The 13,533-nt window shown below is 53.7% G+C and carries 14 protein-coding genes and 2 pseudogenes; 9 read left to right on the forward strand and 7 right to left on the reverse strand.

Annotated elements, in window-relative coordinates:
* Positions 1 to 15 precede the first annotated feature (15 nt).
* From ACQ29O_RS00160 to ACQ29O_RS00170, 3 genes are read left to right on the forward strand one after another with little or no spacing between them, the layout of a single operon-like run.
* Positions 16 to 363 (forward strand): YidH family protein, encoded by a 348-nt coding sequence (locus ACQ29O_RS00160; RefSeq protein ID WP_000703964.1) that lies wholly within the window; start codon positions 16 to 18, stop codon positions 361 to 363.
* Positions 353 to 715 (forward strand): DUF202 domain-containing protein, encoded by a 363-nt coding sequence (locus tag ACQ29O_RS00165; protein ID WP_001113452.1) that lies wholly within the window; start codon positions 353 to 355, stop codon positions 713 to 715. Before ACQ29O_RS00160 ends, ACQ29O_RS00165 begins: the two co-directional genes overlap by 11 nt.
* Positions 712 to 1,242 carry a radical SAM protein gene (locus ACQ29O_RS00170; protein WP_000147832.1) on the forward strand — a complete coding sequence of 177 codons (531 nt, stop codon included), beginning with the start codon at positions 712 to 714 and terminating at the stop codon, positions 1,240 to 1,242. The genes ACQ29O_RS00165 and ACQ29O_RS00170 overlap by 4 nt, the downstream gene beginning before the upstream one ends.
* A gap of 81 nt (positions 1,243 to 1,323) precedes the next feature.
* Here the strand turns inward: ACQ29O_RS00170 and dsdA are convergent, their stop codons facing one another.
* Positions 1,324 to 2,646, reverse strand: a complete 1,323-nt coding sequence (gene dsdA / locus ACQ29O_RS00175) for a D-serine ammonia-lyase (RefSeq protein ID WP_000427986.1) — start codon at positions 2,644 to 2,646, stop codon at positions 1,324 to 1,326.
* 17 nt (positions 2,647 to 2,663) lie between these two features.
* Positions 2,664 to 4,001, reverse strand: a complete 1,338-nt coding sequence (gene dsdX, locus ACQ29O_RS00180; protein WP_000543316.1) for a D-serine transporter DsdX — start codon at positions 3,999 to 4,001, stop codon at positions 2,664 to 2,666.
* Between the two features lie 225 nt (positions 4,002 to 4,226).
* Between dsdX and dsdC the strand changes: the two genes are divergently transcribed.
* Positions 4,227 to 5,150, forward strand: coding sequence for a DNA-binding transcriptional regulator DsdC (dsdC, locus tag ACQ29O_RS00185; protein ID WP_001541637.1), 924 nt, complete (start codon positions 4,227 to 4,229; stop codon positions 5,148 to 5,150).
* A 63-nt stretch (positions 5,151 to 5,213) separates the two neighbouring features.
* Positions 5,214 to 6,298, forward strand: a pseudogene (locus ACQ29O_RS00190) (cellulase family glycosylhydrolase).
* On the opposite strand, the gene emrD reads toward ACQ29O_RS00190, so the two are convergent.
* The 4 genes and pseudogenes from emrD to ACQ29O_RS00210 form a co-directional block, all read right to left on the reverse strand.
* Entirely contained in the window at positions 6,225 to 7,409 is a 1,185-nt protein-coding gene (gene emrD, locus ACQ29O_RS00195) for a multidrug efflux MFS transporter EmrD (protein ID WP_000828750.1), read from the reverse strand. The pseudogene ACQ29O_RS00190 and the gene emrD overlap by 74 nt on opposite strands.
* Positions 7,410 to 7,611: 202 nt before the next feature.
* Positions 7,612 to 8,472 (reverse strand): DMT family transporter, encoded by an 861-nt coding sequence (locus ACQ29O_RS00200; RefSeq protein WP_001531658.1) that lies wholly within the window; start codon positions 8,470 to 8,472, stop codon positions 7,612 to 7,614.
* 92 nt (positions 8,473 to 8,564) lie between these two features.
* Positions 8,565 to 8,654: a type I toxin-antitoxin system toxin TisB gene (gene tisB / locus ACQ29O_RS00205; RefSeq protein ID WP_000117642.1), complete on the reverse strand. Its 90-nt coding sequence runs from the start codon at positions 8,652 to 8,654 to the stop codon at positions 8,565 to 8,567.
* Positions 8,651 to 8,765: pseudogene (locus tag ACQ29O_RS00210) on the reverse strand (hypothetical protein). Before ACQ29O_RS00210 ends, tisB begins: the two are co-directional and overlap by 4 nt.
* A 522-nt stretch (positions 8,766 to 9,287) precedes the next feature.
* Between ACQ29O_RS00210 and ivbL the strand changes: the two are divergent.
* From ivbL to ilvN, 3 genes are all read left to right on the forward strand, one after another.
* Positions 9,288 to 9,386, forward strand: a complete 99-nt coding sequence (ivbL, locus tag ACQ29O_RS00215) for an ilvB operon leader peptide IvbL (RefSeq protein ID WP_001541152.1) — start codon at positions 9,288 to 9,290, stop codon at positions 9,384 to 9,386.
* 106 nt (positions 9,387 to 9,492) lie between these two features.
* A complete protein-coding gene (gene ilvB, locus ACQ29O_RS00220; RefSeq protein WP_000168439.1) occupies positions 9,493 to 11,181 on the forward strand; it encodes an acetolactate synthase large subunit in 1,689 nt (562 codons plus the stop codon).
* A gap of 3 nt (positions 11,182 to 11,184) precedes the next feature.
* On the forward strand, positions 11,185 to 11,475 hold the full coding sequence (gene ilvN / locus ACQ29O_RS00225) for an acetolactate synthase small subunit (protein WP_001171826.1): 291 nt from the start codon (positions 11,185 to 11,187) through the stop codon (positions 11,473 to 11,475).
* A gap of 1 nt (position 11,476) precedes the next feature.
* On the opposite strand, the gene ACQ29O_RS00230 is transcribed toward ilvN, so the two are convergent.
* A complete protein-coding gene (locus ACQ29O_RS00230; RefSeq protein ID WP_000448635.1) occupies positions 11,477 to 12,262 on the reverse strand; it encodes a DeoR family transcriptional regulator in 786 nt (261 codons plus the stop codon).
* Between the two features lie 324 nt (positions 12,263 to 12,586).
* Between ACQ29O_RS00230 and rbsK the strand changes: the two genes are divergently transcribed.
* A complete protein-coding gene (gene rbsK / locus ACQ29O_RS00235) occupies positions 12,587 to 13,507 on the forward strand; it encodes a ribokinase (RefSeq protein WP_000350272.1) in 921 nt (306 codons plus the stop codon).
* Positions 13,508 to 13,533: the final 26 nt, after the last annotated feature.

Below are 13,533 nucleotides of genomic sequence, written 5' to 3' on the forward strand. Positions count from 1 at the left end.
GTAAAAGGAGTCGTCATGAAGATTTCCCGCCTCGGAGAAGCGCCGGATTATCGCTTCTCACTGGCAAATGAGCGCACCTTTCTGGCGTGGATTCGCACCTCGCTGGGATTTCTGGCGGCAGGCGTCGGTCTTGATCAGCTCGCCCCGGATTTTGCCACGCCGGTGATCCGTGAACTGCTGGCGCTATTGTTGTGTCTGTTTGCGGGCGGCTTGGCGATTTATGGCTATCTACGCTGGTTACGTAATGAAAAAGCGATGCGCCTGAAAGAGGATTTGCCCTATACCCATAGCCTGTTGATCATCAGCGTTATTTTGATGATTGTCGCGGTGATAGTGATGGGGCTGGTACTGTATGCCGGATAGTCGTAAAGCCCGTCGGCAGAACGATCCGGGACTGCAACCGGAGCGTACGTCGCTGGCCTGGTTTCGCACGCTGCTGGGATACGGGGCGTTAATGGCGTTAGCCGTCAGGCACCACTGGCATCAGGCGGGGTTCTTGTTCTGGGTGTCAATCAGCGTTCTGGCGATAGTGGCGGTGATTCTTTGGCGTTATACCCTGAGTCGTAATTTGATGGATGTCGCGCATAGCGATTTTTCCGAAACTCATGTCATGCGTGACAAATTTTTGATCTCCCTCGCGGTGTTGTCGCTCGCAATCCTGTTTGCTGTTACCCATATTCGCCAACTTATTGCATTTATCGGGAATTTTATATGACAGGACGTCAGGACATTGTCGTGAGTGATGACCAGATTCAGGTCGTCGTAAATCGCCAGAATAGCCAGCGCCCTCAGCAACTGTACCGTAACTTACAACGGCTCGGCATTCGCAATGTCCATTTTATCCCATTGTTGGAACATGACCGGAACGGAATGTTGACCGAGGATTCATTGTGTTCAGCAGACTGGGGGCGGTTTTTAAATAGCGTATTTGATATTTGGGTACGTGAAGATATTCAGCGTATCTCGGTCCGCCTTTTTGATGAGACGCTACAGCAGTGGTGCGGCGGCAGGAATGGCGCTGAAGCGCCGGACAAGGTGCCGCTAAGCGCTGAATGTCAGAAGTGCTCTTTATTACGATTTTGCGGCGGCGGATGCCCTGAGCATCGGGATAGCCAGGGGAAAAATCAGCTTTGCGAGGGCTACCAGACCTTTTTTAACTACTCCTCGCCGCATATGCGGGTGATGCGGGATTTACTGAAGCAGCATCGCTCGCCGGAGGAGTTGATGGCGATGCTGCGTTAACGTCACAGGCCTGATAAGCGTAGCGCCATCAGGCGATGGCGTGCCGGATGGCGCTGCCGTCTTTCCGGCACTGAGTGAGTATTAGCGTCCTTTTGCCAGGTATTGTTCCATTTCATCTTCCGGCACCATGCCGCCCCCGGTTGCCCATACCAGATGCGTCGCGTTGCCGAGCTGCGTCTGACTGAATCCATGCCTTTGCTGATACGCGGCGGCGGCGCAAATGCGCTGTGGTCCGGCCATCCCCGCCAGAGCTGATGGCTCCAGTCGAATTCCTTCCTCCTGCGCCAGCCAGCCCAGCATGTCATACATTGTTTGATCGTCTAAGGTATAAAGGCCGTCAAGCAGACGCTCCATTGCCCGCCCAACAAAGCCCGAAGCGCGACCTACCGCCAGGCCGTCAGCCGCCGTCAGGTTATCAATACCGATATCTTGTACTGAGATGGCATCGTGCAGACCGGTATAAACGCCGAGTAACATGCAGGGTGAATGGGTCGGTTCGGCAAAGAAACAGTGGACGTTGTCGCCAAACGCCAGTTTCAGGCCAAAGGCGACGCCGCCAGGGCCGCCGCCAACGCCGCACGGCAGATAAACAAACAGTGGGTGACTGGCGTCAACGACGCGTCCCTGTTGAGCGAATTGCGCTTTCAGACGCTGACCCGCTACCGCATAGCCCAGAAATAGCGTGCGAGAGTTTTCATCATCGATAAAGAAACAGTTTGGATCGGATTGCGCTGCTTTACGGCCCTGCTCAACCGCCACGCCGTAATCATCTTCGTATTCCACGACCGTCACGCCGTGGCTACGCAGCTTCGCTTTTTTCCAGGCGCGGGCGTCGGCAGACATATGTACCGTCACTTTAAAACCGATGCAGGCGCTCATGATACCGATCGATAGCCCCAGATTGCCGGTTGAACCGACGGCGATACTGTACTGGCTGAAGAATTGTTTAAATTCCGGCGAAAGCAACACGCTATAGTCATCGTCGGTGGTTAACAGACCCGCCTCCAGCGCCAGTTTTTCCGCGTGCGTTAGCACCTCGTAGATGCCGCCGCGCGCTTTAATGGAACCAGAGATTGCCAGGTGACTGTCTTTTTTTAACAGCATTTCACCGTCGATCGTTTGCCCATACTCTTTTTCCAGCCGCTTTTGCATGGCCGGAATAGCGACCACGTCAGATTCGATCATGCCGCCAGCGGCAGCGGTTTGCGGAAACGCTTTCGCCAGATACGGCGCAAAGCGCGCCAGACGGTCATGGGCGGCGTTTACGTCCTGCTCCGTCAGGCCGACATACGGTAGACCTTGTGCAAGAGAGGTGGCGCCCGGGTTAAACCAGGTGGTTTCTTTGAGGGCGACCAGATCCTCGACCAAAGGATACCGGGCGATGAGCTTTTGTATGTTTTCCATAGTACGTCTCTTTACGATCAGATGATAAAGGAAAGCAGGAATGTGCCAGCCAGTGCAACGACAGATGCGATAAACGTGGCCGTCGTATAGTATTTAAACGTTTCATTCAGCGTAGCGCCGCAATACTGCTTGACCAGCCAGAACAGGGAATCGGTCACGATCGTGCAGCCAATGGCGCCGGAACCGATGGCAATAGCGATGATCTCCGGGCTGACGTCAGGATAGAGCGGCAGCATTGGCGCAACAATCGCGGTGGCGCCCATCATCGCCACCGTCGCAGAGCCGACCGCCGCGTGCAGAATCAGCGCTACCAGCCACGCCAGCAGAATCGGGTGCATATGCATATTTGAGAGGATCACCGCCAGCGTGTCCGCCAGCCCGCTACTTTTGAGAATGGCGTTGAACGCGCCGCCCGCGCCGATAATCAGCAGGATGTTCGCAATGGCGCCAAAGCCGTTTTCGGTGTGGGTAAGTAGCGCGTTCATACCCATATGCTGGCGCAGACCGAGTATGTAATACGCCACAAAGACAGCGATAAACATTGCGGTGATCGGATTACCGATAAACTCCAGCAGCGTATACAACGTGCCGTCTTTCGCCATATTCAGTTCAGCGACGGTTTTCACCAGCATCAGGCCAATCGGCAGCAGAACGGTAAACAGCGTTGCGCCCAGCGACGGCAGGGTGTTTTCGGCGCGCACTTCAAGATCCGCAAACTCTGTCGGTACGGGCTTGAACGGCAGACGATTACCCAGAAACTTTAAGAACAGCGGGCCGCCGACCAATGAGGCCATCAGTCCGACCAGCAGACCGTAGACAATCACCGAGCCGATATCCGCCCCCAGTTTATTTGCGACAAACAGCGCAGCCGGATGCGGCGGTACCACGCAATGGACGGCCATCAGCGCGGTACACAGCGGAATGGCCAGCTTCAGCAGCGAGGTATGGGTCTTTTTAGCGATAGAAAACGCCAGTGGGATGAGCAACACGACGCCCACTTCCACGAACAACGTGATACCGCAAATCAGCCCCACCAGTACCATGATCACGTCAGCAGAGAGCCAGCGGCAGCGCTGGAGCGTAAGCCCGATGCGTTCCGCCGCGCCGGAAACCTCCATCATTTTGCCAAGGATGGTGCCAAGACCGATAACGGCGGCCAGAAAACCGAGCGTACCGCCTATTCCGTTTTCTATCGCCGTGACCATCTCCAGCGGCCCCATGCCCATCATCGCGCCGACAAAGAAACTGGCGAGCAGTAACGCCAGGAAGGGGTGGAATTTAAACTTCACGATGGTCAATACGATTAACACGATGCTGATCAGCAGCGTGCTCACTACCCAGATTTGAGCGTGCATATCTCACCTACCCTGTGATTAATCTGTTCTTATTGGACAGAAAAACAGCACACCCTGACAAACGATATAATTTGCCATTCACATGATGTAAATTGAATCAACTATGTGATTTCCATCTAATATTGCCTTTATTTTGCGATATGGTTCATTTTGCTTCATCTATGTGCGGATTTTTTCAGCGTGTTTTTTTACACTTCGGGAAATTAAAAGATGACTGAGGTTGCCATGGAACCCCTTCGCGATACCCGAAACCGCTTACTCAACGGCTGGCAGTTATCCAAACTCTATACTTTTGAAGTCGCGGCCAGACACCAGTCCTTTGCTCTGGCGGCAGATGAGCTGTCGTTAAGCCCCAGTGCGGTAAGCCATCGTATCAATCAACTGGAAGCCGAGTTGGGAATCCAGCTATTTGTCCGCTCTCACCGTAAAGTGGAGCTTACCCATGAAGGCAAACGGGTATTCTGGGCGCTGAAATCGTCGCTGGATACGTTGAATCAGGAAATCCTCGATATCAAAAATCAGGAACTGTCCGGCACGCTGACCGTGTATTCCCGTCCCTCTATCGCCCAGTGCTGGCTGGTGCCCGCGCTGGGGGACTTTACCCGTCGCTATCCGTCAATTTCTCTTACTATGCTGACCGGCAACGATAACGTTAACCTACAGCGTGCCGGCATTGACCTGGCTATCTATTTTGACGATGCGCCGTCGGCGCAGCTCACGCACCATTTTTTAATGGATGAGGCGATTTTGCCCGTTTGCAGCCCGGATTACGCCCGTCGTTTCGCCTTGCAGGACAACCTGAATAACCTGCGGCACTGTACGCTCTTACACGACAGACAGGCGTGGAGTAACGATTCTGGCACCGATGAGTGGCACAGTTGGGCGCAGCATTTTGCGGTAAATTTGCCGGATTCATCCGGCATTGGCTTCGATCGTTCTGATTTAGCGGTGATTGCCGCGATGAACCACATTGGCGTGGCGATGGGGCGTAAACGGCTGGTGCAAAAGCGTCTCGACAGCGGCGAACTGATTGCGCCTTTTGGTGACATGAGGCTGAAATGTCATCAGCATTATTATGTCACCACTCTGCCTGGCAGGCAGTGGCCGAAAATCGAGGCATTTATTCGCTGGTTGCAGGAACAGGTGTGAAGATTTATTACGCTTTGTCGCTACACCTGCCGGGAGTGAATATGCTAAATACCTGCTATCACCGTGGTAAAAATTTTAGGGGGCGTCGTGTTTAAACCGCTTATTGCCTCTCTCATGCTGACCAGCGCGGTCGTCTATGCGAAACCGATGCCTTTGACGGCGGCGCGCTATGCGCAGCAGCTTGGCGTTGGGATGGATGTTGACTGGGCGCGAACGGAACGGGGTATTCGTGAGTTTGATCCGTTGGTCGTGCGGGATTTTAAGGCAAAAGGGTTAACGCATGTCCGTATTCGTGTGGCAGGCGCGCCGACGGAAGCGCGCCTCATCCATTTGCGTAAGCTGGTAGAAGCCTGCGAATACTATGCGTCATACCCATTATTGCCTATCAGGCGGATGCGTATAAAACCGATCCCAGCGCCAGCCATGAAAAGGAGCTGATCAACTGGTGGAGCGTGGTCGCGCGCTATTTTAGCCAGACATCCCCGCTTCTGGGGTTCGATCTCATTTATGAGCCTGCCGACAAACTTAATCATAATATGGCGTCGCTGAATCGCGTATATGACAAAACCATCCGCCTGATTCACGCCATTGATCCACAGCGTATGATTTTCGTTGCCCCCCGCATGCGCGCCGCGCCGGAGGATTTGTCGGCGCTTAAACTGCCGGCGCAAAGCCAGAACTATGTACTGGCGGAGTGGCACATCTTCCCGTGGGGCCCCCTGAAAAGCGGCGGTAAATATCCGTGGACATCAGGCACGGCGGCGGAAAAAGCGGCGATTCGGGCACGGATTAATGCCACGGTTCGCTGGCAGCATAAGACCGGCCATGCAAGTTGGGTGGGCGGATGGGCGCCGGGAGAGTCGATAAAAATGACGCCGGTCGCTTCACAGTTTGCGTTTGCCCGTTTTATGGCCTGCGAGCTGAAAAAAGCGCATATCCCGTATGCGATAAACGCGGATACTCAGTTTTATGACGGCGAAGAAGGAGCGTGGCGTCCGGCGCAGGAGCCCCTGCTCAATGCGATGATCGCGCCGGAATGTGAAACGCCCGGCAAAAAGCCGGGCGAGGGGAACGTTAAACCGTCTGTCCCTGATGCGATATCCGTGACGCCAGCGGCAGCCAGCACGCCAGGATCAGCAATCCCATAAGGGTCATCAACAGTCCCAGACTGCCCTGACCGTTTTGCGGCAACATTGCCGAAAGCCACGCCAGTACGCCGGAACCAATATTTTGCAGCCCGCCGACCAGCGCGCCAGCGGTGCCTGCGAGGAACGGAAACGGCTCCATCGCGCCGCTGGTGGCCAGTGGAAATAACATCCCGGCGCCGAAGAAAAACAGCGCAGCGGGGATGAGTAGCGTCCAGACGTTCATCACGCCAAACCAGCCGGGAATCCACATCATAAGGCCTGCCAGCAGACAGCAGATAACTGACTGCCACATCAGGGCTGAGAAGCGTTTATTCGGGCGTCCGGCAAACCAGGCGCCGAAGAACGCCGCCGGAATCGGCAGAATAAACAGAATGCTTACCACCATACTGCTGAGACCTAATACTGCTCCCATCAGCACGCCGGAACAGGCTTCAAAGACCGCAATGCCAGCCAGCCCGCCGATTAGCATCAGCAGGTAACAGTTAAATGCGCCGTTGCCAAACAGCGTTTTATAGCTGGCGATCAGCCGCGTACGCGGCGCGGCGGCGGGGCGGGTTTCCGGCATCCAGCGCGCCATGCTGAAGGTGACGCCAGCGCAAAGCACCAGCAGGAAAGCGTAACACGCGCGCCAGTTCCACAGGGTGTCCAGCAGACCGCCAATCAGCGGCGCTAACAGCGGGCTGACCAGAATCCCCATATTTAACAGGCTATTGGCGTGACGAAGTTGCGTTCCTTCATACAGATCGCGCGGGAGCGTTCTCGCCATTACTCCGCCAACGCCGGTTCCCATCCCTTGCATGGCGCTGGCGGCAATCAACACCGTCAAACTATGCGTGGTCATGGCGAACAGGGTCGCTACCATAAAAATAGACATGCCGACGAGGATTACGGGGCGGCGCCCAACCCGGTCGGAAAGCGGGCCGTAAAACAGTTGCGAGACGCCGTAGGTCAGGAGGTAAGCAGCCATTACGCTCTGGACGGCGCCTTCCCGGACGTTTAGCGCTTGTACCATATCGGCGATGGCGGGAATATAAATGGTTTGCGCCATCTGCCCTACGGCCACCAGTAACACCAACATCAACAACAAATTGACGTTTCTCTGCCTTTTCATTTCGCTGATTACTTTTCAAAAAAAGAAAAAATAAGAATAACTTGCTGCGCATTCCCATAAATGCGAGAGGAATCTATCACACCAGAAAAAGAAGGCCAGACAGCAACCAGCAATGGCAGACGAAGGAACGGCAGGATATGTAAACAAAAGCGGCAACAAATGTTGCCGAGAATGTGTTACGTCTGTGGCTGTTATTGGGCAATCATGACAGACGGAGTAAAATCGCCCCGAGGGCAATCCCGCCTGCCGCCACCAGACGTAGCCCGGCCACTTTCTCTTTAAGCAACAGCCAGGCTATCAGCGCGCCGAATAAAATCGACGTCTCACGCAGCGCGGCGACCACCGCCAGCGGCGCCTGGGTCATGGCCCATAGCGCCAGCCCATAAGATCCCATAGTGCCAATCCCGCCAAAAATGCCTTTTTTCCACTGTTGCGCCAGATAACGCGACGCTTCCCGCCGCCGCGCAATCATCGCCCAGGTTAACAGGCAGGCGCCGTTGAGAAAAAATGACCATAGCGTATAGCCCAGCGCCGTTTCTGAGAGTCTTACGCCGGTCCCGTCCACCAGCGTATATCCGGCAATAAAACAGGCGTTAGTTAATGCCAGCACGACACCACGTTGAGAGCTGGCGCGGCCATTACAGGCCATCCCAAGTATCGCCATGCAGATCACTGCGATGCCGACCCAGGCCATCGACGACAGGCTGTCGCCAAGAAACAGAACGCTAATGAGTGCCACCAGCAGCGGCGCGGTGCCGCGCATAAGAGGATAGGTCTGGCTCATGTCCGAGACCTGATAGGTTTTCGCCACCAGGACGGTATACACCACCTGGAGCGCGGTAGAGGCCGCTAAAAAAGGGATACTGGCGTGAGCTGGCTGCGGCGAGAAGGGCAAAAGGATCAATGCCATGACCGCCGCGGAACCGCTGACGCCGATCGCGGCGTAGAGCTTATCGTTTCCCGCTTTGACAATGGCGTTCCAGCTGGCATGTAGCAGCGCGGCGAACAGCAAAATGCAGAAAACGGAAAGGGTCATAGCGTCAGGCGTCGTTGAGGGTGTCATAAAAACGTAACATACCCGGGAAGCGAAAGACCAGCGGATAAGGTGAAAGGGGAGCGGTTGCCCGCTCCCCTTCGGTGCGGCTTGAATCTGAATTACTTAAGGTATTTCAGAACAGCATCAAGCAGTTGCAGTGCTGCAACAATGAGTTTCAGGATAAGAATGGTGATATCCACTACGCTCATACGCGTCTCCTGTGGTTAAGGAGCACTGCCAGCCGACGTACCTTTCCGCTGCCTGTTGCCAGCTGTTGCGCACGCGATCCCTTTTGCGAGGAATAGTGTGCGTGTTGACATAACACAGTGTGCTCACGAGGGGGTTAAGGCGCTGACGGCACCACCCGTTTCAGCCAGGACTTCGTTGCGCCGGTTTACGATGCGGCCCCCGCATAACACATTGTGTCAAAGACATTATAGTTAAGTACTGTATAAATGAACAGTAATTTATAGACAGAACGGAGCTTCTGATCCATACTCAAATTCATCAAAATTCGCGCCGAAATTGCGCGTTCTGCACAGAACGCGTATACTTCTGCTGTTGACATAACACAGTGTGCTTCGCGGCTACCACCCGCATTACGCTGTAAGAACCTCGCTTCGGCGAGGTTTTTTGTTTTCCGGCATTGTGAAACGCGTAATCATCAATCCCGGCGATTACCGGAGGGCGCTACGCTTATTACGCCTATACTCAAAGCGTGTAAATTCGTAGAAAAATGTGATCGATGACGCATTTTTGTGCAGATGAAAATTTTTCCGTTGTCATGCTGAAAGCGCTGTGCTTGTATAAAACGTGTTAATAACAAACAGACAAGGCCCCTAATGAACCCTTCCATGCTGAACGCGACCCTACTAACAACTGCGCCATCTCGCGCAGTGGTCGTCGTGCGTGTGGTGGTGGTCGTCGGCAATGCGCCGTAGGGTCCGGAGCACACACGATTCCAAAACCCCGCCGGCGCAAACCGGGCGGGGTTTTTTGTTTAAGACACCTTCCCGTAACGTCGGCTCAGAATAAAAGGAATGGAGCATGGCAAGTTCGGGCACAACATCTACACCTCAGCGCTTTACGGGCGCGGAATTTATTGTTCATTTTCTGGAGCGCCAGGGGATTCGTATCGTCACCGGCATTCCCGGCGGTTCGATCCTCCCCGTTTACGACGCGTTAAGCCAAAGCACGCAAATCCGTCATATTCTGGCGCGCCATGAACAAGGCGCGGGGTTTATTGCGCAGGGGATGGCGCGGACGGAGGGTAAACCTGCTGTTTGTATGGCCTGTAGCGGGCCGGGCGCGACCAATCTGGTCACGGCCATTGCCGATGCGCGCCTGGATTCTATTCCGTTAATCTGTATTACCGGGCAGGTTCCGGCGTCCATGATCGGTACTGACGCGTTTCAGGAAGTGGATACCTACGGTATCTCTATCCCCATCACCAAGCACAACTATCTGGTCAGAAATATCAACGAGCTGCCTCAGGTGATGAGCGATGCTTTTCGTCTGGCGCAGTCGGGACGTCCCGGCCCGGTGTGGATAGACGTTCCTAAAGATGTGCAGACGGCGACAATTGAGCTGGATGCGTTGCCGTCGCCGGCGGAAAAATCACCCCCGCCGGAGTTTAGCGCGGAGAGTATCCGCGAGGCCGCCGCAATGATTAACGCGGCGAAGCGTCCTGTGCTGTATCTGGGCGGCGGCGTGATCAATGCGCCGACACGCGTGCGCGAACTGGCGGAAAAAGCGCAACTGCCGACGACAATGACCTTAATGGCGCTGGGAATGCTGCCTAAGGCGCATCCGCTGTCGTTAGGAATGCTGGGGATGCACGGCGCGCGCAGTACCAATTTTATTCTGCAAGAGGCCGATTTACTGATTGTCCTGGGCGCGCGTTTTGATGACCGGGCGATTGGCAAAACGGAGCAGTTTTGTCCGAACGCCAAAATCATCCATGTGGATATCGATCGCGCCGAGTTAGGCAAAATTAAGCAGCCGCATGTGGCTATTCAGGCGGATGTCGATGATGTACTGGCACAGTTAATTCCCCATATCGAGGCACAGCCGCGGGAAGCATGGCATCAGTTGGTGGCGGACTTGCAGCAAGAATTCCCTTGCAGTATTCCCCAGGAAAATAACCCGCTTAGTCACTATGGGCTGATTAACGCGGTCGCCGCCTGTGTGGACGACAACGCGATTATTACCACTGACGTAGGTCAGCATCAGATGTGGACCGCGCAGGCTTATCCGCTCAACCGTCCGCGTCAGTGGCTGACTTCCGGCGGGCTGGGCACCATGGGGTTTGGTCTGCCCGCGGCGATTGGCGCGGCGCTGGCGAATCCGGGCAACAAGGTGCTGTGTTTTTCCGGCGACGGTAGTTTGATGATGAATATTCAGGAGATGGCTACCGCCAGTGAAAACCAGTTGGATGTGAAAATCATCCTGATGAATAACGACGCGCTGGGACTGGTACATCAGCAACAGAGTCTGTTCTATAAACAGGGCGTTTTTGCGGCGACCTATCCGGGAAGCATCAACTTTATGCAGATTGCCGCCGGGTTTGGTCTGGACACCTGTGATTTGAATAACGAAGCCGATCCGCAGGCGGCGTTGCAGGCTATCATTCGTCGTCCTGGACCGGCGTTGATCCATGTGCGCATTGATGCAGAAGAAAAAGTGTATCCGATGGTGCCGCCGGGCGCGGCAAATACAGAGATGGTGGGGGAATAAGCCATGCAGAAACAATCACATGATAACGTTATTCTGGAGCTGACCGTTCGCAACCATCCTGGCGTGATGACCCACGTCTGCGGGCTGTTCGCCCGACGCGCTTTCAACGTTGAGGGTATTCTCTGTTTACCGATTCAGGGTAGCGATCAGAGCCGCATCTGGCTTCTGGTCAATGACGATCAGCGACTTGAACAGATGATCAGTCAGATCGATAAACTGGAAGACGTGGCGAAGGTGGTACGAAACCAGTCCGATCCCACCATGTTCAATAAAATTGCCGTCTTTTTTGAGTAAGTTATTCACTTTCCGAATCAGGCGTGATGACTTTGACGGAACCATTCCGACAGTGAACGGCATAATCTGTCGGTAATGGGCGATCGCTAATCAGGACATCAAAGGCAGAAAGCGGACCAATGCTGGCAGGCGCGACCTCATCAAACAGGGCGTGACGCGCCAGCAAAATTTTGCGCAGACCGCGTTCCATCGCTTTACGTTTGGCGGCAAGATCATCCGGGTTAAACCAGCTCACGCCAAAATGTTCATGTACGCCGCTGGCGGAAATAAACACTTTGCGCGGATTGAGCGAATCCAGCGCCGAAGGATTATTGGCATCATAAAAGGCATCGCTCTTGGCCCGATAGGTGCCGCCGCACAGAATCGCCGTGGCATTAGGCTTTTCATTCAGCGCGATAAATACCCGATGCGAGTAGCAAATCCCGGTAAAGGTAATATCATCCGGTATCATGCTGATAACTAATGGCATTTCCGGACCGTTATCAAAAAAAACCAGATCGTTTTCACGCACCAGGCCGGCGGCCAGGATCGCAACGGGAAGGTCGTCCCGATGATGCGTCTTTTTCGCCGGCAGCGGCATATTGGTTGAAGACGCAGGCTTATTTACCATGACGATATAGCCGCCGAGCAGCGCCAGCGGTAAAGGGTCATCATCCTGGCTGAGATCGCGGCGAATGGTCATCACCGAAACTTCCAGCATCCGCGCGGCGTCTTTCAGATGGATTCGATCGGTCTTTTTCAGTAACTCCATCAAGCGTCGGATACGTTCTTTTTGCTTGGTCTCCATTCACCCTCTCCGCAAATCATGTTGTTATGTTCCATCAGTAACATTTATGTGTTTCTGAGAACATTACAGTGTGGCACTACTATACGTCCGGCTGTCAGGAAATAAAAGTGGGTTTATTCGCGTTTTATAACAATAAATAGTTAATTTTCAGTAAATTGTAACCCTAAAAATGATTTAATGCGCGTATGTTCCGCCAGGGGTTGTTCACGAAGTAAATGGCAAAATGATCCTCTAATCGCGATCATAGTCACAAATGATACGGAAGTAACATGATAATGTTATTTTAATATCATTGTCGTGTGACTATTTCTGAGAGGGAGTAAAATGGATATCGCGGTTATTGGCTCTAACATGGTGGACCTTATCACCTACACCAACCAGATGCCCAAAGAAGGGGAAACTCTGGAAGCGCCGGCGTTTAAAATCGGCTGCGGCGGAAAAGGGGCGAACCAGGCCGTGGCGGCCGCTAAGCTCAATTCAAAAGTATTGATGTTGACCAAAGTGGGCGACGATATTTTTGCCGACAACACCATTCGTAATCTCGAATCCTGGGGGATCAATACGACGTATGTAGAAAAAGTACCGTGTACCAGCAGCGGCGTAGCGCCGATTTTCGTCAACGCCAACTCCAGCAACAGCATTCTGATCATCAAAGGCGCCAACAAGTTTCTCTCGCCGGAAGATATCGATCGCGCGGCGGAAGATTTAAAAAAATGCCAGCTTATTGTTCTGCAACTGGAAGTTCAGCTTGAAACGGTTTATCACGCAATAGAATTTGGCAAGAAACATGGGATTGAAGTGTTATTAAACCCTGCGCCAGCATTACGGGAATTAGATATGTCTTATGCCTGTAAATGCGATTTCTTTGTACCCAATGAAACCGAGCTGGAAATATTAACCGGTATGCCAGTGGATACCTATGACCATATTCGCGCAGCGGCACGTTCGCTGGTGGATAAAGGGCTGAACAATATTATCGTCACCATGGGTGAGAAAGGCGCGCTGTGGATGACGCGTGACCAGGAAGTCCATGTCCCGGCGTTTAGAGTGAACGCTGTCGATACCAGCGGCGCGGGCGATGCCTTTATCGGCTGTTTCGCGCATTACTACGTCCAGAGCGGGGATGTGGAAGCCGCCATGAAAAAAGCCGTCCTCTTTGCCGCTTTCAGCGTCACCGGGAAAGGCACCCAATCCTCTTATCCAAGCATTGAACAATTTAATGAGTATCTTTCGTTGAACGAATAACAATCACCCTGCACTGTTAAAGGTAG

Source organism: Salmonella sp. GDC200615, assembly GCF_050574145.1.
In the GTDB taxonomy this organism is placed as follows: Bacteria; Pseudomonadota; Gammaproteobacteria; order Enterobacterales; family Enterobacteriaceae; genus Salmonella; species Salmonella enterica.

Coding starts and splice junctions, on each gene's coding strand:
- ivbL (WP_001541152.1), top strand. CDS start 9,288: ATGAACCCTTCCATGCTGAACGCGACCCTACTAACAACTGCGCCATCT.
- ACQ29O_RS00230 (WP_000448635.1), bottom strand. CDS start 12,262: ATGGAGACCAAGCAAAAAGAACGTATCCGACGCTTGATGGAGTTACTG.
- emrD (WP_000828750.1), bottom strand. CDS start 7,409: ATGAAAAGGCAGAGAAACGTCAATTTGTTGTTGATGTTGGTGTTACTG.
- ilvN (WP_001171826.1), top strand. CDS start 11,185: ATGCAGAAACAATCACATGATAACGTTATTCTGGAGCTGACCGTTCGC.
- ACQ29O_RS00160 (WP_000703964.1), top strand. CDS start 16: ATGAAGATTTCCCGCCTCGGAGAAGCGCCGGATTATCGCTTCTCACTG.
- dsdC (WP_001541637.1), top strand. CDS start 4,227: ATGGAACCCCTTCGCGATACCCGAAACCGCTTACTCAACGGCTGGCAG.
- dsdA (WP_000427986.1), bottom strand. CDS start 2,646: ATGGAAAACATACAAAAGCTCATCGCCCGGTATCCTTTGGTCGAGGAT.
- ACQ29O_RS00200 (WP_001531658.1), bottom strand. CDS start 8,472: ATGACACCCTCAACGACGCCTGACGCTATGACCCTTTCCGTTTTCTGC.
- tisB (WP_000117642.1), bottom strand. CDS start 8,654: ATGAGCGTAGTGGATATCACCATTCTTATCCTGAAACTCATTGTTGCA.
- dsdX (WP_000543316.1), bottom strand. CDS start 4,001: ATGCACGCTCAAATCTGGGTAGTGAGCACGCTGCTGATCAGCATCGTG.
- rbsK (WP_000350272.1), top strand. CDS start 12,587: ATGGATATCGCGGTTATTGGCTCTAACATGGTGGACCTTATCACCTAC.
- ACQ29O_RS00170 (WP_000147832.1), top strand. CDS start 712: ATGACAGGACGTCAGGACATTGTCGTGAGTGATGACCAGATTCAGGTC.
- ACQ29O_RS00165 (WP_001113452.1), top strand. CDS start 353: ATGCCGGATAGTCGTAAAGCCCGTCGGCAGAACGATCCGGGACTGCAA.
- ilvB (WP_000168439.1), top strand. CDS start 9,493: ATGGCAAGTTCGGGCACAACATCTACACCTCAGCGCTTTACGGGCGCG.